Raw genomic sequence first — 20,914 nt, forward strand, 5'->3', positions numbered from 1 at the left:
AAATCAGCAATAGTTGTCTTTTACATATGCCACCACCAGCATGGCCGTGCCTTCGCCGGTATAACGGCAGGTGTAACTGCCGGCTCCTGCCGGTATAACGAAGGTTTCGGCATACTGAAAACGTTGTGCGCCGCCGCCGGCGGTAACGTCCAGCTGGCGGCCTTCTACCAGCATACAGATATGGCATTGCCCGTTGGTGGGAATGGTCACTTCACCGGAAAACTCATAACGGTCCACGGTGTAAAAGTGTTCGGCATGTGTAGGCAGCTGCCATTTTTTTCCGGAGGCCCACTCTTTCTGCAGCTGCGGCTTTGAGATCAGCGTGTCGGGCACGGTCTGGCCTTTCCGGTCGAAGTACAGGTTGTCGAAAGCCCTGTCCAGGTGGATGGGACGCGGACGGCCATTCAGGTCTGTCCGCAGCCAGTCGTACATTTTAAACGTGAAGATGTAGGGCGTGCTGCTGATCTCCAGGACCATATTGTTTTTGCCGGAGGCATGAATGGTGCCGTTGGGGATCAGGTACAGCTCATGTTTTTTTGCGGTGAACTGCTGCACGTATTTTTCCACGGGCAAGGGCACGTTATCGTTGATAGCTGCTTCCAGCGCTCCTCTGAAAGCGGCGGGCTGTATGTCTTCCTGGAAGCCGAGGTACACCTGCGCGTCCGGCTCGCAGTCGAGGATATAATATGTTTCATCCTGCGTAAAATCTTCTCCGAAATGCTGCAGGGTATAGGCAGGCCGCGGATGGCACTGGATGGACAGATTGCCGCCGTCGAACGTGTCGAGGAAATCGAAACGGATCGGGAAGTTGGTGCCGAAGCGTTGGGCCGCGTTGCCGAGGAGCTGGCGGTTATTGTGGAAGGCCAGCATGTCGAAGGTGACTTCCAGCAGGCAGCCGTTACCTTCCAGTACAATGCCGTTTTCCGGTGTGATCAGTTCGAAAGACCAGGCGTAGTTCACTTCATCCGTGTTCAGGCCGGGGAGATGTTTTTTCATCCAGTCGCCGCCCCATACACCGGCTTCAAACCAGGGCCGGGCGCGGAAAGGCTGACGGAGCATCACGTCAAGGGCTGCACGTAGCTGAGGGCCGCGCATCCAGGTGATGGTATCCGGCCGCTGACCATCGATGATCACATCGATATGTGGTAATAACGATTGTTTGTGTTTATTTAAGACGGGCCAGTCGGCGAAGTAACAGCGTTTATACGTATACGTAGGCGTGCCGATGTTGGTGATGCTGCCGGCCCGCAGACGGTACTGGATCTCGTTTTTAGGGATATCTATGTACAGCGTTCTGCCTTTGATGCCCGTGAGGGCCGCGCCGGTGCCATAGATAATATGCAGACCGGGCGTATTGTCCGGGCGGATGGAAAATAATTTCTCCGGATCGAAGAAGTCGGCCAGACTGCCGTCGTACCGTTTGCCGAATACGGCGTCCGGTGTGCCGGAGTAGGTTTCCAGCATGGCGGTAATGGCTGCAGGTGTTTGCAGGCATACGCCGGCATGGTACCAGTATACGGGGAGGTTATAGGTCTGCAGCGCCTGGTGCAGGGCAGCCCTGAATGGCTCCCACAGCACGCCGTCGTAGCCGTCTATGATGAGAAGGTTGTCGTCTTTGACAGCAGCTGCCAGGGAGGCGTAGCCTTCTTCCACCGGGTGACCGGTATGAAAAGAGGGGAAGACGGTATAGTTGTCTTCACCGGTATTATTAAGGGTGACGGGTAGCACCGGCTGGGTGGTCCGGCGTACCGGGGTGTTGTCCGGCTGATGGGGCGCCATGGCGGCGCCGGTGAGGATACAGCGTTCTGTTTCCATGCACCAGGTGATTTTTACGGGGAGATCGTGCAACTGTTCTTCCAGTGGAGCGGAAAACAACGTATAGGCGCGGGCGATATTACCACCGATCACAAGGTCAGTACAGCCATAGGCAGACAGCCAGGGCCGCAGAAAAGCGCCCAGGTTTCGGCCGAAGGCCTGAAATACCGGTCGGGCAATGGTTTCATACTCTTCGGCCATCGCTTTAACGGAAGGGGCCATCACACCCGTCTGCTGCCGGAAGGTATCCAGCAGCCAGCGGGTAGAGAAATAATCGTCTGCCACGCCGTCCTGGAAAGGACAGTCAAAAAAGGCGTCTGAAGGGAGTCCTTCAGGTGCTGCTGCCAGGGCCCCGTTTTCCAGGAAGGCCGACCCGAAGCCGGTACCCAGCGTCAGCAATACGGTTTTTTTGCCGTTGAGGCCCAGTACCTGCCGGGCGCCGATCGCAAACGCGTGTGCATCATTACAAAAGTGCATGGGCAGGTCTCCTGTTCCGGACGCATCCTGCAAGGCCTGTCGTACATGCAGGCCGAACAGGCGGCCGAATTTACCACCTACTTTGGTGATGGCGCTGATGCCGTTCTGATAGTCAAACGGGCCGGGCATGGCTATCCCGATGCCGTCGATCGTCGTGTCTTTCAGTGCTGTGATGCAGCCGGCGATAACGGAAATAACTTCCGCCGCGTTGCTGTCGGCCTGCAAAGGCCTGGTCATCACGGTGCCCGGTGCTGATCCGGTGTTGCTGGTGTCTACTATACAGGCAGATACATGACTGCCGCCAATGTCTATCGCTATTTTTTTCCCGGTTCCCATTATTTTTTAATGTTCATATGTTCAAACATAATAAAAGTTTTTGGAGTAACCAATTAATTTGGAAGAACAACTTAATGGAAAACGGAAGGACTTGCCGGTCCCGGTATCTGCCAGCAAGCAATCGGATCACCGCCAGGGCAACTGTTTTTCTGGTGCAGGCTCTGTGGACAGCGTCGGGGACATGTTGCAGAGAGGGAGACGGTCGCCATTAGGCGCACATCAGGATAAGGAATATGGAAGGCAAAAGGTGGAGCAGCAGTCCATCAGGGAGCCGGGCGGCTGACCATGGGCCGGAAGCACCGAGGATGCCTCCCGGAAATACCGTAAACCCAACGAGGCCCCGGGACCCGGGAATGTTTATCGTTTTTTCCAAACGCGGTTCAAATAGTTCCTGACCGGCTGGTCGTACGCTACCAGCGCCACCCATCCCAGCAGCACCAGGGCGGCCACTCCTGCGGGGATCACCACCGCCAGCCGCGACATACCCGGTTTATATATTTCCAGGTAATGAGCGAAGATCCAGATAAACCCGTAGTGGGTCATATATAACGGGTACGAAACCTTGCCGGAAAACAGGCAGGGCTTCTCCAGCCAGGATACGAGACGGGCGCCGGCGCCCAGTGCCACCAGTACCGGAAAATAAAATACCACGATGGCCAGTTCCACCAGCCAGTTCTGCCCGTAGAAAGGCATAAACAGGGCGAGCAGCAATAAGAGGGCTACGCCGGGGAAACCGAGGCGGTTGGGGATGATCACGCGGAAGCGGTAAACGAGCATACCGGCGGTGAAGGAATAAAATAGCCGGGCGCCGCCATGCCAGAAGTTATCCTTGCTCCAGCCGCCCATAAGGTTGCCGGTACGGTAAGCCACAATGCCCAATATCAGCGCAGCTACTGCGGCCAGCACCAGCAGCAGATTGCGGCGCAGGCGCCATAACACCAGCGCGTAAAAAATATTGGCGACATATTCCCAGAACAATGACCAGGCCGGCGCATTCAGGCAAAAGAGATTAAAGTAGCGTTCCGATATAATGGGAAACGGAATGAGCAGCAGCGTTGTCACAAACAGCAAAGCGGTCTTACCAAAACCATAACCGGCGGGAGGCCCCACCAGAGGGTCCAGCAGATAGGTGAGCAGCCCCAGTACGGCGCCCAGCACCACCAGCGGATGCAGCCGTATCAGCCTCGCCCGGAAAAAATCCCGTAGACGCAGCTGCGGCATCCGGTCATCATAAGCATAGGCCATCACAAAACCCGACAGGCAGAAGAAAAAATCCACCGCCAGAAAGCCATGCCCCGCAAAGTTCTTGGTGTAATCGGTAAATACCACTTCCATAAAGTGGAAAAACACCACGACGATAGCGGCTACGCCCCGCAGCCCGTCCAGTATCGCGAAATGTTGTTTGCCGGCGGGCGCCTGCCGGCGCTGCGCCGCTCCTGTTGTCATTGTCCCTGTTTCCATATCTGTCCGCGCAAGATAACACGGAAGCAGCGTAACTGCAAACCGGATTTATTTGTATCTTTTTGAAAAAAGATGACGACCATACAGCAGATGGCCAAACATTTCCGGGATGTCCATTTCGGGGGTAACTGGACATCGGTGAACCTGAAGGATACTTTGGCGGACGTGGACTGGCAGATGGCCACCACGCCGGTACACCAGCTTAATACCATCGCGGTGCTGGTATTTCATGTAAACTATTACGTAAGCGCCGTGCTGAAAGTCCTGAAGGGCGGGCCGCTGCAGGCCAGTGATAAATACAGCTTCGACCTGCCGCCGGTTACGTCGGAGGAAGACTGGCAGCAGCTGGTCTCCAAAACACTGGCAGAAGCGGCCACCTTCGCCGATGCAATGGAACAGCTGGAAGACAGACAGCTGGCCGACGACTTCACCGACGGGAAATATGGTAGCTGGTACCGCAACCTGGCAGGCATCATTGAACATACCCATTATCATCTCGGACAGATTTCCATCATCAAAAAAATGATTAAAACAGGATGATGGGTGACAGTTAATCCCTTGGGGATATTGAAGAATAAACTTCTCCCCGCCGTGTTAGTCCATCACCGGCTGCACTTTCTTGCCCGGAGCGCGGGATGCGGCGGGCAATTCATGATCCGGCATTTTGCAGAGGCAGATAAGTACAATAACGAGCATGGCGATACTAAAAATTGCTGCTGCTCGGTAACCGTTCACAAACTCCCGCAATCCTGGTGTATTTCCCGCGTAGTAGAAGAATACACCGCCTACTACTGCTGCGCCCATGGCGATCGCCGACTGCTGCGCCGTATAGTAGGTGCCGGACGCAGCGCCGGCAAGTTCATGCGGGATGCCTTTGAGGGAGAACGCCAGCAGAGAAGGCAGCACTGCGCCACACCCGATGCCGTAGGTGAACAGGATGGCGGAGAAAATGAAGGAAGGAGCCAGCGGGTTGACCAGAAAAATGCAGTGCAGGGAAAACGAAATGATCATGATGGTCACGCCGGCCATCAGCACTTTTTTTCCAAAAGCGGGGATCAGTTTAACCGACAGGATAGACGCGATCACATAACCGATGCCCTGAAAGACGAAGTAGGCGCCGGTGTTGTGGGAAGTGATGCCTAAGCCGTCCTGAAAAAATACGCCGGTGATGAGGAAATATGACTCCTGTACCAGGAAGTAAAAGACAGACGCATAGAGACCGGTGCGGAAGGCTTTGTTGCGGAACAGGCGTGCGTCGATGAGCGGCGCTTTACCGGTGGCGAGCTTCCTTTGTTGATCGCGGCCGAAAAGGTATAGCAGTACGATCGCCGTGAGAAACAGCAGGATGCTCCAGGCTGGCCAGCCCGATTCGCGGCCTTGTATGACGGGGAACACGAGAAAGAAAAGGGCGGGCGTGAGCAGCGCTACCCCGCCATAATCGAACCGCTGCGAAGTGTTCCGGGGTGTTTCTTTGAGAACAACGGCCGCACCGATCAATGAAAGGAAGCCCAGGGGCAGGTTGATAAAAAATATCAGCCGCCAGCCGGCAATGGCGAAGTTCGTGTCCGGCAATACGCCACCGAGAAACTGCCCGATGACGGAGGCCGAGCCTGCGATGATGCCATAGATACCGAGGGCTTTCATCCGTGCCGCCGGCTCCGGGAACAGTACCTGTATGTAAGATACGCCCTGTGGCGTCATCAGTGCAGCGGCCAGTCCCTGCACGAACCTGGCGGTATTGAGCTGTAAGCCGTTTTGTGCAAGGCCGCAGCATCCGGAAGCAAGCGTAAACAGTAACATGCCTGTGAGAAATATTTTCTTCCGGCCGTAGTAATCGCCGAGCCGCCCGCCGGTGATGAGCAGGCAGGAATAACCCAGGAGGTAGCTGGCCACTACCAGCTGCAGTTCACTGTTGGTGCCGTCAATACCTTTTTTGATGGCCGGCAGGGCTACGTTGACAATAAAGATGTCGATCACCGCGAGGAATATGCCGGTCGATACGATGGCCATCGATAACCATCTTGATGTATTATTTTGCATAGATAGATCTATCTATTTTTTAAGAAATTTTTTTTAATACGCCTCATACATGTCCTGTGTGGCAGACTGCTTGTGGCCGGAAGGTATGCCAAGGAAACGGGGCACCAGTGCGCCAATGGCATCCGGTGCATCTTCGGGGGAATAGTGCCCGGCGTGCGGCACTTCGTATACTTTTCCGCCGGGAAACAATGACCGGAAGAGAGGGAGGAAGTGTTTCCCGTGAAGGGTTTGATCGTCCATGCCCCGGATAGCCATGGCTGGCAGGCGACTGATCATCTGCCGGGCTTCGGCACCGGGTGTTTCAAACTGATTTCAACGGGTATCATATTGTATGCGTTTAATGAAATAAATAGATATATCTATTTATATGTAAAGAAAAAATTTAACTGATAAGTTTTTTGATGAATTTCCGCACGTTTTCCAGTGCCTGTGTATTTCTGGAAATAGTGGTGTTAACGGTAGCACCTTCTACCATAAGGAAGAAACTCTCTGCCAGCAGTTTAGGTTCCAGCCCGCCGGTATCTGTCAGCTCCTTAAAGAGGCCGTGCAGCAGTACCCGTTGTTTATTTTTATGCGATTCCACCATCTGCTGGACCGGCTCTTCCTGTGATCCTACTTCTGCAATGATTTTTGTAAACGGACAACCGCAGAAATCCGATTTTTTTTGTTGCTCTATCCGGAAATCCACAAATTTCAGAATCTTCTCGCGGGCATTGCCGGCTCCTTTACAGCTCTGTTCATAGCCATCAAACCACTCCTCTTCCTGGCGCAGGAGATAGGCCAGCAGCAAATCGTTTTTAGAGGGGAAATGATTATACAGCGACCCAATGGCGATATCCGCTTCGGCAATGATCTGGTTAATACCGGTTTGATTAAAGCCCTGACGGGAAAATAAATCAGTCGCCACATTCAGTATCCGGTCCCGTACCTTTACTTTTTCCTTCATAAAACTGTTTTTCTGAAACAAATATAATCCTTTTTATAAAAATAGATAGATCTATCTAAAATTAAAATGTTTCCTGTTTCCGGTTAACTTATTCCCTGATCCGGTTACTATTGCCTATGGCGGGTGACGGAATTTTGTATCAAACTAAAGACAGATGGAATTAACGCACTACCGCACACTGGGAAAATCGGGATTGAAAGTAAGTCCGCTTACCCTCGGCGCCATGACCTTCGGGATGGACTGGCGCTATGGCGCAACGCCGGATACCTCGAAAGAAATACTGACCGCCTATCTGCAACAGGGCGGCAACGCGATTGACACGGCCAATATCTACACCAAAGGGCACTCAGAAAAAATCATTGGTGATTATCTGAAAGAAAGTAATATCAACAGGGACCGGCTGGTGATTGCTACCAAGTTCTTCGGCAGCATGCGGCCGGGAGATCCCAACAGCGGCGGCACGGGAAGAAAAACCATCCTGCAGTCGGTAGAAGCGTCGCTGCGCCGCCTGCAGACGGACTACATCGACCTCTACTGGATGCACGCCTTCGACCCGCACACACCTATAGAAGAAACGCTCTATACGCTGGAACAACTGGTACAGTCAGGCAAGGTGCGGTATATCGGCGTGTCTGACACGCCGGCATGGAAAGTAGCGCAGGCGCAGACCATCGCCCATTTCAGGGGCTGGCCGGCATTCATCGGCCTGCAGATAGAATATTCCCTGCTGGAAAGGACGGTGGAAGCAGAGCTGATAGCCATGGCGCAGGAGATGCAACTGGGCGTCATGCCCTGGTCACCTCTGAAACAGGGCGTCCTCTCCGGGAAATACACGCGGCAACAGCAAGGGCAAGCCCTCAGCCAACGTACGGCTGTGGGTAGGCTGAGCGAAAGAACTTACCTGGTGACAGACGCGCTCAACAGCATCGCGGGAGATTACCGCGTGCCTGCCGCCGCCATCGCGCTGGCATGGGTGATAGCCAGAGAAGGGGTGACATCCACCATCGTCGGCGCCCGCACGCCGGAACAGCTGCAGCAGAACCTGCAGGCGCTCACCGTAACACTTTCTCCCGAAACGCTGGCGGAGCTGGACGCTTTGTCTGTGCCCGAACCGGTTTTCCCATACACGTTGCTGGCGAACGCCCGGCATATTGCGCAGGGGGGCGCTACTATCAACGGGCTGCCCTCTGTACTGCCAGCCATCCTTCCGCAGACGGAGCACGATCACTATTGACGCAGATATGCTTATTTTTATGGCATGAAGAAAACAATGCCATCACCCGCGATATATCCGGACATCGCTTCGTTTCATGAAGAACTGGGACTGCCGGCGCCGCAACATCCCCTGATCAGCTATGTCAGCTACGAAGGGATGCAGTTTCAGCGGCATGCGTTTTCTTCACGGATCATGCTCAATTTTTACAAAGTCTCTTTCATTCATAAAACCAATGGGATGGTCCGTTACGGACAGCATCATTATGATTTTAAGGAAGGAGGACTGGCTTTTATGGCTCCGGGTCAGCTGATCTCCGGCGCCTCGCCGGAAAAGAGCTTGTCTGGCGTGATCATTTTTTTTCATCCGGATTTGATCCGGCATCATCCGTTGGGAAAGAAAATCCGGCAGTACGGTTTCTTCTCCTACGCGGTGTCTGAAGCGTTGCATCTTACGGAAAAAGAACGGGATGTTATCCTGAAGTTATTTGAGCAGATCGGGATGGAGCTGGACACGCCGGCAGACCGGTTCAGCCAGGACCTGCTGGTGTCCGGACTGGAGCTGCTGCTGGACTACAGCAACCGTTTCTATCACCGGCAGTTTGCCACACAGCGGGAAGATGATAACGCTCTGCTGAGCCGCCTTGATGCGATATTACTCCGTTATTTTGACAGCGACGCACCTTCCCGGTCGGGATTGCCTACCGTGCAGTATGTTTCAGCGCAGCTGCATTTTTCGCCGGACTATCTCAGCGACCTGTTACGCGCCAATACCGGCTTAAACACACAGCAACATATTCACCGGAAGCTGCTCGAAATAGCGAAAGACCTGCTGGGCGCCGGCGAATGGAGTGTTGCGGATATTGCCTACAGGCTGGGATTCGAACAACCACAGTCATTTAACCGCCTGTTTAAAAGTAAAACAGGGTTGTCGCCGCTGGCCTATCGGCAATCGCTCAAAGCGGGCACGGACGCTTTATAATCTGCCATTTTGGTTTTCTGTCAACCTACAACACGGCCATTTTACGTAATACCTGTTGCTTTTCAACGGGAGAGCGTGCCATGGACAATGCCTGACGGAGGCACGCGGCAGCTTTTTCAGGCGCAATATCTTTGTACAGTTCGCCTAACAGCACAAAATAAAAGTGATTGTTGGTTAGCGGGATTTTCTCTGCTTCCAGGATAGCGGCTTGTGCCCCGTGTACTTTATACATGGCATAGGCGCGGTTAAGCGCCACGGCGGGGGAGAAGTTTACCTGCAATAGCTGATCATACAACTGCAGGATGTCCTGCCATTTTTCGGGGGTGTCTTGTTGCTGGCAGTGCCGGTAGGCGATGCCTGCTTCCAGGTGATAGGAAGTCAGCTGGCCGCCTTGTGCGGAACGTTCAAGATAACGGACGCCCTGATGGATCAGCGCCTGGTCCCATTGGGTGTTATCCTGTTCTTCATAGAGCACAAAAGAAGTCTCGCTGTTTTGTCTCGCTTCAAACCGGGAGGCGTGGAAACACATCAGCGCAATCAGGGCGTTGGTAGCGGGCAGGTTGGTCTTTTCGAAACCGGCCAGCATCAGCCCGAGGCGGAGGGCTTCCAGGCATAACTCCTGTTGCAGGACGCGACTTTGGGTACCGGAATAATAGCCTTCATTAAACAGCAGGTAGATAACATGCAGCACATTGTCGAGCCGCGCTGCCAGCATGTTTTCCGGCGGCATCTCCAGTTTTATCTGTGCGGCGCGTAGTTTTTCCTTTGCCCTGAACAGCCTTTTGTTGATGGTTTCTTTGCTGGTCAGAAAGGCTTCCGCAATTTCGTCGATGCCAAATCCGCAGAGCACGCGCAGGGCAAGCCCAATCTGGCTTTCGCTGGCGATAGCCGGGTCACATACCGCAAAAATCATCTGCAGCTGGCTGTCCCGAATATGCTGGTCGGAGAAATCGAGGGTATCCTGCTCCGCCTGACCGCTTTTCAGCGCCGGCATTACTTTTTCTTCATAGATTTTATTTCGCCGGAAATGGTACAGGGTTTTCTGTCGCGCTACGGCATAGAGCCATGCGGCGGGGTTTTCAGGTATGCCTTTCAGCCCCCATGTTTCCGCGGCCACGAGGAAGGTCTCGCTCACGATGTCTTCCGCCATTTCGATATGCTGTAACCCGAAACGGTGGCTGATAACAGCCACCATACGGGAAAATTCCTGCTGGAATAATTGTTTTAAAGAGAGTGCTGCGTCCATGATCATTCACCACCTGTCCGGCAGGACAGGTGGCGGTAAAGTTATTGACAATTATACATACAAGGGTCGGATCTCCACGCTGCCGCCCATATCTACAGCCGGACAGCCATGCGCCAGTGTGGTGGCAGATTCCAGGTCTTCCGCTTTTATGATGATAAAACTGCCCAGTATTTCACGGACTTCCACAAAAGGCCCGTCGGTGACCACACCGCCTGATTTCAATACCCTGCCTTCCAGTGACAGGCGGGGACCATGGCTGGACAGCTTGTCCTGCGCCACGATACCGCTGACCCAGTCCTGCCATTTCTGCGCCAGTGCCTGCATGTCAGCCGGAGAAGCATTACTGTAGTCATAGCTGGGCTGACGGAATAATAACATAAACTCTTTCATCGGAACATTCAAATTAAGGTGATTGTAAAAAGATAACATACATAGGATGACCGGAAAATCCAAAACAGGACATCTTTCCAAAAAATTATTTTCCGGTCGATAAACATACAATTAATCCGGCAGGTTTGTTACTGCCGCAAGCCTCCTGTTAGCAGGCCTCAGATACCAGGAAAGCACGATAAGTACCACGAAAATAAGCTGTGCGGTAACTTCCCCGGGCCTGTCGCCACTGGCCAGGTGAGAGATGGTGGCGCCGGTCATCAGGAAAAAGAAACCGGCATAGGCCCATTCTTTGACCAGCGTCAGCCGGGGCAGGAGCAGCACCGCTACGCCCAGTATCTTCCAGCAGGCCAGTATTGTCATGAGGTAAACGGGATATCCCAGATGCACAATTCCCTGCGTAGTGGAAGGGGTGCGTAACAGTTGAGCGATACCACCGGAAAGCATGCCGGCGGCGAGTAAACCAGTGGTGATCCAGTAGGCGGCCTTACGGCCTTTGGTAGTTGATTGCATGTGAAATGAAGTTTGTTGCATGGGTATGATGCGCGAGAAAAAGGAAATAGGACAGGGGGGAAATATTTTTTTGTTAATACAGATCTGTTTACCGGAATACGGGATTTGCCGAAATGGCAAACGATACTTTCGCGGTTTATCCGGAATTGTTATGCCTGAACAACAAAATATTGAATACAAAACATCGTGGCGGGATGAACATCTTAAATGGATCTGTGGCTTCGCTAACGCCCAGGGAGGCAGGATATTTATCGGTCTGGACGATAGTGGCGCTGTAGTTGGAGTAGAGGACTACCGGAAGTTGATGGACGAAATCCCCAATAAGACAGTTAACCATTTAGGGTTAGTTAACCTCCGTCAGCGGGAACATCATTATTATATTGAAATTGTTGTGCCTGTTAGTACGGTGCCGATTGCCTACCATGGTGTTTATCACTACCGGAGTGGGAGTACCAAACAGGAGTTGAAAGGTATTGCGCTGCAAAACCTGTTGTTGAAAAAGATCGGCAAAAAGTGGGAAGAACTCCCAGTCGAAGGAGCGACGCTGGATGACTTTGATCGGGAGACGATTGATACTTTCCTGCGGAAAGCGCGGGCTAAGGAGCGAATACCCGAGGATGCGGTGATATTAGACACAAAGACGTTACTGCAAAAACTGGAACTGGCAACGTCTGAAGGAGAGTTTACCCATGCTGCGCTGCTATTATTCGGGAAAAGTTTGGGTAGGGTCTCCATTACGGCGAGCTTTAAAATAGGCCGGTTTGGAAAGTCGAATCATGATCTGTTGTTTCATGATATGATCGAGACCAATATCTTTAGCATGGCAGACAGTGTACTGGAGTTGTTGAAGCGAAAGTATCTTATCCGGCCAATATCCTATGAGGGGATGCAGCGGCTGGAGCCCCTGGAGTATCCGGAGATGGCATTGCGGGAGGCTATCTGTAATGCCATTATACACAGGGATTACTCGAGTACGTACACTTTTCTCCGGGTATTTGATGATCGGTTACACCTATGGAACCCGGGGAATCTGCCGGAGGAGCTTCAAATCGATGCATTAAAGGAAAATCACTCGTCGTATCCGAGAAACAGAAATATTGCTAACGTGTTTTATAAAGCCGGCTATATTGAATCCTGGGGTCGCGGGATTAACAAAATTGTAGAGGCTTGTGTAGAGGCGGGACTGCCTGAGCCCAGAATGGTGGAAGAGCAAGGAGGCTTTAGCATTGTGTTTTATAAGGATAGGTATTCCCGGGAATTTATTTCGAGCTTGCAATTGGACGAAAAGTTGGAAAAGGCGATGTTCTACATTAAAGACCAGGGAAATATTACGAATTTCCAATATCAACAATTGGTCGGAGTTTCTAAGAGAACAGCATCAAGAGATTTGCAATTACTCGTTGAAAGAGCACTTATCCAAAAAGTTGGTACCACTGGCAAAGGCACGGTCTACACATTTTGTTATAAACAATGAAAGGGGCCATGTAAAGGGGCCATGTAAAGGGGCCAAAACAGCTTTAAAGGGGCCATAAAGGGGCCAAAACGGCCTTAAAGGGGCCATAAAGGGGCCACGAGTGTCTGGATAAGTGTTGTTCTCAGGAAGGGTTCTGATATTTGTCCTGGTCCCGACGCCAGCTACACCCGCACCGCCTGCACTGCTGCGCCTCTGGTGTCCTGGCCAGGGCATTGCATTCAGGGCAATGGTTAAAGCGTATCTGATCTTTATGCTGATTAAATATCCGGACGGCTACCTCCATTTCAAACTTATCAAAACCATCTTTTAACAAACTGAGTACATCTTCTTTTTCTGTGATCCATCCCAGCTGGCGGTAATGCAACGTGAGGGAATAGTTGCTCTCCCGCGTATGCCGGTACTTGTATAATTGCTGCGTATAGATGAAGAGCTGTTTGAGAGGAGGATCTGTCAGATGAAGATAGTGGGTAAGAATGTATTGCGTCGTTTCCTGGTCCATAGGTATCATTTTAATAACCCCATCGGCGTAATCCCGAACTTCTTCTTAAACGCCCGGTGAAAATGCTGCGGGTGCGTATAGCCGAGGCCGTAAGCAATCTCTGAAATATTCTGTTCTCCCTGTAATATCCGCTGCCGGGCGACTTCCAGCCTTTCATTGTGCACAAAGGCAAATACGCTTTGTCCGAACAACAGGCGAAAACCTTTTTTTAGCTTGAACTCATTGAGGCCACACAAGCGCGACAGCTCCGCCAAAGTGGGAGGGAAGGCGAGATGCTCCTGCAGGTGCTGCCGGGCGTGGTATAAACACTCACGGTCTGCCGTGCGGAGGATGTCTGTGCCGGCGCGTTTGGGAGAAGGCAGCAACGCCTCGCATTGCAGTGCCAGCAGTTGCAGCATCTGTGTTTCAAAATGCAGGCGCTTGAGGCCTTTGGGCACGGGGCTGTCCCAGATATGGTCCAGCGTATGCTGCAGCTGTGGGCTGAAATAAGCCGCTGGTGCGTGCGCGACAAAAGGAATGCCCTTCGCTATTTTTTCGGTCAGGTGATGCAGCTCCGGCGCATAGCTGTTGAGCAGCGTGATCATCTTTTCCGGTTTGATATGCACGCCCAGGTTACGGAAGCCTTTGGTATCGGCCAGCTCATTTTTCTCCCACGAGGACGGGTTGAATAACATGTTGGCGCTTCCCTGTCTGAACAGCTCCCGGTGGATCAACCCTTCATGGGTCTGGTACAGCTTTCCCGACATCACAAAATTAAGCTCCACGAAAGTCTTTTCATTGTAATGCTCCCAGGAGAAGTCTGCCGGGCCTGCCACCACATGGCCGTCGGCAATAGCCATGTCTTCGCAGAGGATGAATTTGCCGCTGCCGTCTACATCCGGCATGGGGAGGCGGTAGTGATGCACCTCCGCCTGGGGGATCAGGAAAGCGTCTCTGAAAGCGGTCGTATGGGCAACGGGTGTTTCCATAATGATAAATGTAGGGTGAAACCGCTACAAAGATGGTACTTATTTATCCGTTTTATGCACTCCGTCCTTTCGGCGGACCGGCAATTTTGCAGAAATGTTTTATTCATGACAACACAACATCAGTGGCATGTGCCGGTATTGATTGCCGGCGGCGGCATTACCGGTCTTTCGGCCGCTTTATTTCTTTTGCAACAGGGTATCCGGCCTTTGCTGGTGGAACGGCACCGCGGTACCTCTATTCACCCAAGGGCGAGAGGATTTGATATCCGTACGATGGAGCTGTTCCGTGAACTGGGCGTAGGAGAGGCGGTCCGGGAAGCAGGTAAAGCACTGGGCCCGGCCTGGGGCGTACTAAGGGGCGACACGCTGGCGGAGGTACTGGCAGATATTAAGCCGCGGGAGGACGGGCGCATTACCTATCCCAGCCAGCTGAAAGGACTGGAAAGCCTGGCGGCGCTCACACCGGAAAGCGGCGCCCGCTGCACACAGGACCTCGCAGAGCCGGTACTGAGGGCTACCGCGGAAGAAAGGGGCGCCCACCTGTTGTTTTATACCGAGATGATTTCTTTCTCGCAGGAAGAAAACGGGGTAAAGGCGGTGTTGCGCGACCGGGAAACAGGGGCCACCACGACCGTAACGGCAGATTACCTGGTGGCGGCCGATGGCGCCAACAGTCCCGTCAGACAACAATTACAGTTGCCCGTCACCGGGCCGGGCGTACTGGCGGATTTTCTCAATATCTACTTCGAAGCGGATATGGCGGAACTGGTGCTGAACCGCGAATTCAGCCTCTGTATCATCGACACGCCGGGGATTACCGGTTTTGTGACGGCTATCAATAACAGCGACCGCTGGGTGTATCAGCTGCGTTATTATCCCGATAAAGGCGAGCGGGCGGAAGACTATACGGAGGAAAGGCTGTTGGCGATCCTCCATGCCGCCCTGGGAATGCCGGCGCTGCCGGTCCGTATCCTGAGTGTGCTGCCCTGGGAGATGACCGTACGGGTGACAGACACCATGCAAAGCGGCCGCATTTTCCTTGCCGGCGACGCCGCGCATATCATGACGCCCTACGGCGGAAAAGGCGCTAACACCGGCGTCCAGGACGCACAGAACCTGGCCTGGAAGATAGCAGCGGTGCTGAAAGGACACGCCTCGCCGTCACTGCTGGACTCCTATACGCCCGAAAGGCAGCCGGTAGGACTGGCCAACGCCATGCGCTCCGCTACGCTGGCTGATGAAAATGGTATCCTGAAAGACCAGGAGATCATGCAGCGGCAGGTGATCGCGCCGCCCAAAGCGGGAGAACAGGCCCCGCTAAAAGCCATGGAGCTGACGCAAAATGTGCGCACGCTGATCGGTATTCCGGATTACCACTATCCGGTGAAAGTAGCTTCCAACTGTCCGCCCAGGCCGGCTGATAAGGTGCTGTACGGCCTTCCAGGCACCCGTGTGCCCCACCTGTGGCTCGATGAAGACCGCAGGCTGTCCTCCCTCGATCTGCTGAAAGGGCGCTTTACGCTCTTTGTTCATGGCGATCCGGCGCCATGGCAGGCTGTGGTGAACGAGGGCTCCGTTTTCGTACAGGTATGCCCTTTGCCTGAGGACCGGCTGGCGCAATGGGAGGAGGTCACCGGCGCCGTTCACGGGGAAGCATTGCTCGTGCGGCCGGATGGTTTCGTGGCCTGGAGAGGAACCTGCACCACGCCGCTGCCACTAAAGGAACTACTGTCATAACCGAACAGCCATTGTTCGAATTTGAACAATATATTAAATATAATAATTTGTATTATTTTGATATTTAGTATATAACTTGATGGTTTCTTTTTTGGTAGGCCTGTATCGTTTTTAGGTATAAATTTCCCTGTCATGCTAAGAAATTATTTCAGCGTAGCGATACGTAACCTTTGGAAGAACAAAGCCTTTTCTGCCATCAACGTGCTGGGGCTGGCCATAGGCCTGGCGACCAGCCTGCTGATCATTCTTTATGTCCTCGATGAACTGAGCTACGACCGTTTTCACGCTGCTGCTGAAAGGACCTACCGCGTAGACGCCGACATCAAATTTGGGGGTACCCATTACGTGATCGCCAGCGCACCGGCGCCGCTGGGGCCGACCCTGAAAAATGACCTGCCCGAAATAGAGGAGGAGACACGCTTTCGTAAGTACGATGGATGGCTGGTACGCAAAGGAAGCCAGAATATCTGGGAAGAAAAAGTGATTTTCGCGGACTCGACCCTGTTCCGCGTTTTCTCCCTTCCGCTACTGGCAGGCGATCAGGCAACAGCGCTACGGGAGCCACACACGCTTGTCATCACCGAGAAAACAGCCCTTAAGTATTTTAACACCACCGATGCCGTCGGCCGCGATCTCCTGATTAATGACAGCGTGCCTTATAAGGTAACGGGTGTGCTGAAACCATTTCCCGGCCTCACACAGGTGGACTTCGATTTCTTCGCCTCGCTCTCCGGCGCGCCGGAAAGCCGGAACGACCTCTGGTTAAGTAATAACTTCAATACCTACGTGGTGCTGCGCAAAGGCGTAGACCCGAAGAAACTGGAAGCCAAACTGGGACCGGCCACCAACAAGTACATCGCGCCACAGCTGCTGACAATGGTGAATGCCTCCCGGGAGGAGCTGGAGCGTAACGGAAGCTACATCCGCTACACCCTGATGCCGCTGACAGCCGTTCACCTGCACAGCAACAAAAGTTTTGAACTGAGCCCCAACGGCTCCATTCAATACGTATATATTTTCTCCGCCATCGCATTATTTATTCTGCTGATCGCCTGTGTGAACTTCATGAACCTGTCTACTGCCCGTTCTGCCAACAGGGCGCGGGAAGTCGGCATCCGCAAGGTAATGGGCTCCCAGCGTACCCAACTGGTGGCGCAGTTCCTGACAGAATCGCTGCTGGTAAGCGCCATCGCCATGCTGTTGGCGTTAGGTATCGCCTCGTTGATGTTGCCCTTGTTTAACGATGTGGCGGGCAAACACATCACCCTGGGGCTGTTCAGCAGACCATGGCTGGGACTTATCCTGGTGGGGCTCGTATTGCTGGTGGGACTGCTGGCCGGTAGTTATCCTGCTTTTTTCCTCTCCGCCTTCCGCCCCCTGCTGGTGCTGAAAGGCACGATCGCTTCCGGCTTCCGCAACAGCATGTTGCGCAACGGACTGGTGGTGTTTCAGTTCAGTATCTCTATTATCCTGATGGTCGGTACTATGGTGATCTATAACCAGCTCCGCTTCATCCGAAATAAACAACTGGGCTTCAACCGCGACCAGGTGATGGTACTACAGAATACTGCCGCACTGGGCACACAGGCAAAAGCCTTCCGGCAGGAGGTGCTGGGACTCAATGGCGTGCAAGCCGGCACGATGACCTCCTACCTGCCCACCGGCCTTAGCCGCAACGATGGTCCGATGTTCCTCACCCCGGTGCCTGATCCCAAAAACGCCGTCACCATGCAGATGTGGTCGGTAGATGATCAGTACATCCCCGCTATGGGCATGCACATGAAAACCGGCAGGAATTTCTCCGCCGCCTTTGCCACAGACTCACAGGCGGTTGTCATCAACGAAGCAGCTGCACGGCTGATCGGACTGAAAGATCCGCTCAACCAGAAAATATATGAATGGCAGGACCAGGGCGGCAAAAGCGGTAACGGCTACACCATCATCGGTGTGGTGAAAGACTTTAATTTCAACTCACTGCGCGAACAGGTAACACCGCTGGCACTGTTCCTCCAGGAAGATAAGGGCAGTATGGCGTTTCGTATGCGCAGCAACGATATCCCGGCACTGGTGGCACAGGTGGAGGAGAAATGGAGAACCATGGTGCCGAACCAGCCGTTCAACTACTCTTTTATGGATGATGATTTCAACCGACTGTATCAGTCTGAAAGCAGAATGGGTAAAATATCTCTGTCCTTCGCTATACTGGCCATCTTCATCGCCAGCCTCGGGCTGTTTGGACTGGCAGCCTATGCGGCGGAACAACGGACCCGCGAAATAGGCATCCGCAAAGTGCTGGGCGCTACCATGACCAACATCGTTCACCTGCTGTCCAAAGATTTTCTGAAACTGGTGATGATCGCCATCCTGTTCGCTTTCCCGCTGGGCTGGTGGGCCATGCACCGTTGGCTGCTGGACTTCGCCTACCGCATCAGCATTGGCTGGGAAATCTTTGCGGCGGCCGGATTCATGGCCATAGGCATCGCACTGGCCACTATCAGCTTTCAGGCTATCCGTGCGGCATTGGCCAATCCGGTAAACAGCCTCCGGGCACAATAAATACTACGCCATTTAACCGATAACAGCGAGGCCGTCTCCCTAAAAGAGGCGGCCTCCTGATTTACAGGAAACGTTGTATATTTTACACCTTTATCGCCGGAGCAATCTTTAGATATGGAAAGTATCAGTAGCAAGGCCACTATCAAACACCTGGTGTCAGCAACCCTGCATACCTTGCGACATAGCGGCCGGGAAGCCTTTGTGACCACGCTGCATGATAGCCTGCTAAAGAAAAAAGTAAGGTTTCCGATAAGGCAGCCGGTGCGGCTTATATATTCCCCGCTACGCTGACATTATTCGGTGAAGGACCGGCAGACAGTAAAACCCTGGTATTGAAAGCCGTTGCCAGACACTATCCTCATCTGCTGGAAAAATATCATCGTTTTTTTGCGGACGGTCCGCAAATGCCGGCGTATTACCGGCGGGCTTTCTCGCAGAAAATGGAGGAGCTATGCCGGCAATACAGGGTGCAGAACAGCCTGTTATCCTTTCATAATCTGTGATTCGTAGGCAGAGCCCCGCATCCATAACAGCCAGTTCATACAGGCTACCGCGCAGATGTTGACCACACCGGCATATACCACCCAGAAGCTAAAGCCATAAAAATAAATCACGGGAATCCAGTAGCTGAAAACGCTCCAGTACGAAGCCATACAGATAGGACACTGGATCACCGGCTTACGCAGGTACTTGTTTACCTTGAATACCTCGTCGATCTTAAAAAAACGTACACCGTTGTCCGTTACCGCTACCTGTATTTTCCCGTCGATTTTTGGGAGAACATGATTCAACTCTTTCAGTACAGGGACCCTGGAAGCGTCATCCAAAGGAAGCAGGATGCTGTTTTCGTGTATTCGCAACTGGTATTCCGGCATCAGTACGCTGAGTTTATCTGCCAGCTGGTCAAACTGTTCGCCGCTGTAGTAAATTTTGATCCGTTCTGTACGGGTGAGATACTTGAAAAGCGGGAACAAAATCATTTCGCTGTCCTTGTCCTTTCCGTTGGGCAATTTCTCTACTGCGCCTTTCGCTGCTATCCGTACACCCAATATAAACAGGGATTGTAAAACGATATAGCCCAGGGCTGCCATGATGCCGAAGAAGATTACACTTGTAGTCATTGTTGCAGGAATTAATTAAGTACAAAATTAACCCGGCGGTAATTGGGATTTATGATACTGATCGTTGGGTATTTGGTACAATTCACAGAAAGAAGAACATTATCGCCCAATCGGGACATTTGGTGAAAATCCCGGAAAAGGCGAAATTGTTGTCCGCACTAAACAGATGGGATTATGAAAATAAGAAGAGCAACAGCTAACGATTACCCGGAAATGGTAAGGATATGGGAATCTGCCGTGAAGGCTACTCATGATTTCTTAACACAGGAAGATTTTGAGCATATCAAGGGGCTCCTGGCGGAGGCTTTTTTCCCACAGGTAGATACTTATCTGTTATTGAATGATGAGGGGCGGTCACTGGCTTTCCTCGGTGTTCATGCCGACTCCCTGGAGATGTTGTTTGTTGATGATGCGTCGCGGGAAAAAGGAGTAGGGAAGCAGCTTATGCATTACGCCCTCACAGCACTAGGTATCCGTAAAGTGGACGTGAACGAGCAAAACAGTCAGGCGGTAGGTTTTTATGAGCAGATGGGCTTTAAAGTCAGCGGTCGCTCTGAGAAAGACGGAATGGGCAAGCCCTACCCGATATTGCATATGGAACGTTAAAATAAAGAAGCCTGCGTGAGCGCAGGCTTTTTTGACTTAAGAACAGCTATGCTTACTTCGCTGGCAGCAGTGGCCAGACTTTTTCTTTGGCCCGATTGCGGGCAGGAAGTACCTGCCGCGCTTCCAAAAGGGTTTCCATTTTATACCAGTTGACAGAAACTCTTCCGAAAATATCTTCTTCTACGGGGCAGCCGAGGGCTGCATCGTCTATGTAAAAGTCAGCCTGTACTTTGGGACTGCCGGTCCACCGGCGCTGCAGCGGGTTCCTGTTTTCACCGTAGAGGGTGATACCTCTGCCATTAAGCCATTTCACGGCGTCTTTCAGATGCCGGCCGGACCGCATGGTGTTGAGGATAAGCTTTACCCCTTGTTGTTGCAGTCTTTGTAACACAGTGATACAGTGTGGAATTTCTTCCCCTATCATCGGAAAGCGATGATAGGCGCAGGTACCGTCAAAGTCAATTGCTATAGTGATGTTGGAATGCATACGTTATGAAGGTTTTAAAAAAAGATATGGTAAAATTTTTTATCAACT

20 protein-coding genes are annotated in these 20,914 nt (G+C 52.6%); 8 read left to right on the plus strand and 12 right to left on the minus strand.

All coding sequences use genetic code 11. The features are described from left to right. Positions 1–3: 3 nt before the first annotated feature. Both B5D63_RS09220 and B5D63_RS09230 read right to left on the minus strand, forming a co-directional pair. Positions 4–2,628, minus strand: a complete 2,625-nt coding sequence (locus tag B5D63_RS09220; protein ID WP_078668409.1) for an ROK family protein — start codon at positions 2,626–2,628, stop codon at positions 4–6. A 357-nt stretch (positions 2,629–2,985) separates the two neighbouring features. Next, positions 2,986–4,074 (minus strand): acyltransferase family protein, encoded by a 1,089-nt coding sequence (locus tag B5D63_RS09230; protein WP_078668411.1) that lies wholly within the window; start codon positions 4,072–4,074, stop codon positions 2,986–2,988. Between the two features lie 87 nt (positions 4,075–4,161). Here B5D63_RS09230 and B5D63_RS09235 point away from each other — a divergent pair, with 87 nt between their 5' ends. Then, the gene (locus tag B5D63_RS09235; RefSeq protein WP_078668412.1) at positions 4,162–4,629 is read left to right on the plus strand and encodes a DUF1572 domain-containing protein; all 468 of its coding nucleotides are present in this window, start codon (positions 4,162–4,164) and stop codon (positions 4,627–4,629) included. A gap of 54 nt (positions 4,630–4,683) precedes the next feature. On the opposite strand, the gene B5D63_RS09240 is transcribed toward B5D63_RS09235, so the two are convergent. The 3 genes from B5D63_RS09240 to B5D63_RS09250 form a co-directional block, all read right to left on the minus strand. Beyond that, positions 4,684–6,129, minus strand: coding sequence for an MFS transporter (locus B5D63_RS09240; RefSeq protein WP_200816940.1), 1,446 nt, complete (start codon positions 6,127–6,129; stop codon positions 4,684–4,686). A gap of 33 nt (positions 6,130–6,162) precedes the next feature. Further along, positions 6,163–6,405: a hypothetical protein gene (locus B5D63_RS09245; protein WP_078668414.1), complete on the minus strand. Its 243-nt coding sequence runs from the start codon at positions 6,403–6,405 to the stop codon at positions 6,163–6,165. Positions 6,406–6,511: 106 nt separating this feature from the next. Further along, positions 6,512–7,075 carry a TetR/AcrR family transcriptional regulator gene (locus B5D63_RS09250; protein ID WP_078668600.1) on the minus strand — a complete coding sequence of 188 codons (564 nt, stop codon included), beginning with the start codon at positions 7,073–7,075 and terminating at the stop codon, positions 6,512–6,514. 154 nt (positions 7,076–7,229) lie between these two features. On the opposite strand from B5D63_RS09250, the gene B5D63_RS09255 reads away from it, so the two are divergent. Further along, on the plus strand, positions 7,230–8,309 hold the full coding sequence (locus B5D63_RS09255; protein ID WP_078668415.1) for an aldo/keto reductase: 1,080 nt from the start codon (positions 7,230–7,232) through the stop codon (positions 8,307–8,309). 24 nt (positions 8,310–8,333) lie between these two features. Next, positions 8,334–9,269, plus strand: a complete 936-nt coding sequence (locus tag B5D63_RS09260) for a helix-turn-helix domain-containing protein (RefSeq protein ID WP_078668416.1) — start codon at positions 8,334–8,336, stop codon at positions 9,267–9,269. Between the two features lie 25 nt (positions 9,270–9,294). Here the strand turns inward: B5D63_RS09260 and B5D63_RS09265 are convergent, their stop codons facing one another. The 3 genes from B5D63_RS09265 to B5D63_RS09275 form a co-directional block, all read right to left on the minus strand. Continuing rightward, positions 9,295–10,515, minus strand: a complete 1,221-nt coding sequence (locus tag B5D63_RS09265) for an RNA polymerase sigma factor (RefSeq protein ID WP_078668601.1) — start codon at positions 10,513–10,515, stop codon at positions 9,295–9,297. Positions 10,516–10,566: 51 nt separating this feature from the next. After that, positions 10,567–10,905, minus strand: coding sequence for a YciI family protein (locus tag B5D63_RS09270; RefSeq protein ID WP_078668417.1), 339 nt, complete (start codon positions 10,903–10,905; stop codon positions 10,567–10,569). A gap of 111 nt (positions 10,906–11,016) precedes the next feature. Further along, positions 11,017–11,418 carry a DoxX family protein gene (locus tag B5D63_RS09275; RefSeq protein ID WP_200816941.1) on the minus strand — a complete coding sequence of 134 codons (402 nt, stop codon included), beginning with the start codon at positions 11,416–11,418 and terminating at the stop codon, positions 11,017–11,019. A gap of 25 nt (positions 11,419–11,443) precedes the next feature. On the opposite strand from B5D63_RS09275, the gene B5D63_RS09280 reads away from it, so the two are divergent. Beyond that, positions 11,444–12,892 (plus strand): ATP-binding protein, encoded by a 1,449-nt coding sequence (locus B5D63_RS09280; protein ID WP_235021489.1) that lies wholly within the window; start codon positions 11,444–11,446, stop codon positions 12,890–12,892. A 121-nt stretch (positions 12,893–13,013) separates the two neighbouring features. Here B5D63_RS09280 and B5D63_RS09285 read toward each other — a convergent pair whose 3' ends face one another. Both B5D63_RS09285 and B5D63_RS09290 read right to left on the minus strand, forming a co-directional pair. Next, positions 13,014–13,391 (minus strand): hypothetical protein, encoded by a 378-nt coding sequence (locus B5D63_RS09285; protein WP_078668420.1) that lies wholly within the window; start codon positions 13,389–13,391, stop codon positions 13,014–13,016. A gap of 5 nt (positions 13,392–13,396) precedes the next feature. Then, positions 13,397–14,359, minus strand: a complete 963-nt coding sequence (locus B5D63_RS09290; RefSeq protein WP_078668602.1) for a helix-turn-helix transcriptional regulator — start codon at positions 14,357–14,359, stop codon at positions 13,397–13,399. Between the two features lie 105 nt (positions 14,360–14,464). Between B5D63_RS09290 and B5D63_RS09295 the strand changes: the two genes are divergently transcribed. The 3 genes from B5D63_RS09295 to B5D63_RS34980 all read left to right on the plus strand — a co-directional run bounded on the left by B5D63_RS09295 (position 14,465) and on the right by B5D63_RS34980 (position 18,943). After that, positions 14,465–16,096, plus strand: coding sequence for an FAD-dependent monooxygenase (locus B5D63_RS09295; protein WP_159455954.1), 1,632 nt, complete (start codon positions 14,465–14,467; stop codon positions 16,094–16,096). Between the two features lie 132 nt (positions 16,097–16,228). Next, positions 16,229–18,652 (plus strand): ABC transporter permease, encoded by a 2,424-nt coding sequence (locus tag B5D63_RS09300; protein WP_078668422.1) that lies wholly within the window; start codon positions 16,229–16,231, stop codon positions 18,650–18,652. 114 nt (positions 18,653–18,766) lie between these two features. Next, a complete protein-coding gene (locus B5D63_RS34980; protein ID WP_159455955.1) occupies positions 18,767–18,943 on the plus strand; it encodes a hypothetical protein in 177 nt (58 codons plus the stop codon). 191 nt (positions 18,944–19,134) lie between these two features. On the opposite strand, the gene B5D63_RS09305 is transcribed toward B5D63_RS34980, so the two are convergent. Further along, positions 19,135–19,773, minus strand: a complete 639-nt coding sequence (locus tag B5D63_RS09305; protein ID WP_078668423.1) for a transposase — start codon at positions 19,771–19,773, stop codon at positions 19,135–19,137. Positions 19,774–19,947: 174 nt separating this feature from the next. Here B5D63_RS09305 and B5D63_RS09315 point away from each other — a divergent pair, with 174 nt between their 5' ends. Next, positions 19,948–20,379: an acetyltransferase gene (locus tag B5D63_RS09315; protein WP_078668425.1), complete on the plus strand. Its 432-nt coding sequence runs from the start codon at positions 19,948–19,950 to the stop codon at positions 20,377–20,379. 52 nt (positions 20,380–20,431) lie between these two features. Here B5D63_RS09315 and B5D63_RS09320 read toward each other — a convergent pair whose 3' ends face one another. Next, positions 20,432–20,866: an HAD family hydrolase gene (locus B5D63_RS09320; RefSeq protein ID WP_200816942.1), complete on the minus strand. Its 435-nt coding sequence runs from the start codon at positions 20,864–20,866 to the stop codon at positions 20,432–20,434. Between the last annotated feature and the right edge of the window lie 48 nt (positions 20,867–20,914).

This window comes from Chitinophaga eiseniae (assembly GCF_900167135.1).
GTDB classification, from domain to species: domain Bacteria; phylum Bacteroidota; class Bacteroidia; order Chitinophagales; family Chitinophagaceae; genus Chitinophaga; species Chitinophaga eiseniae.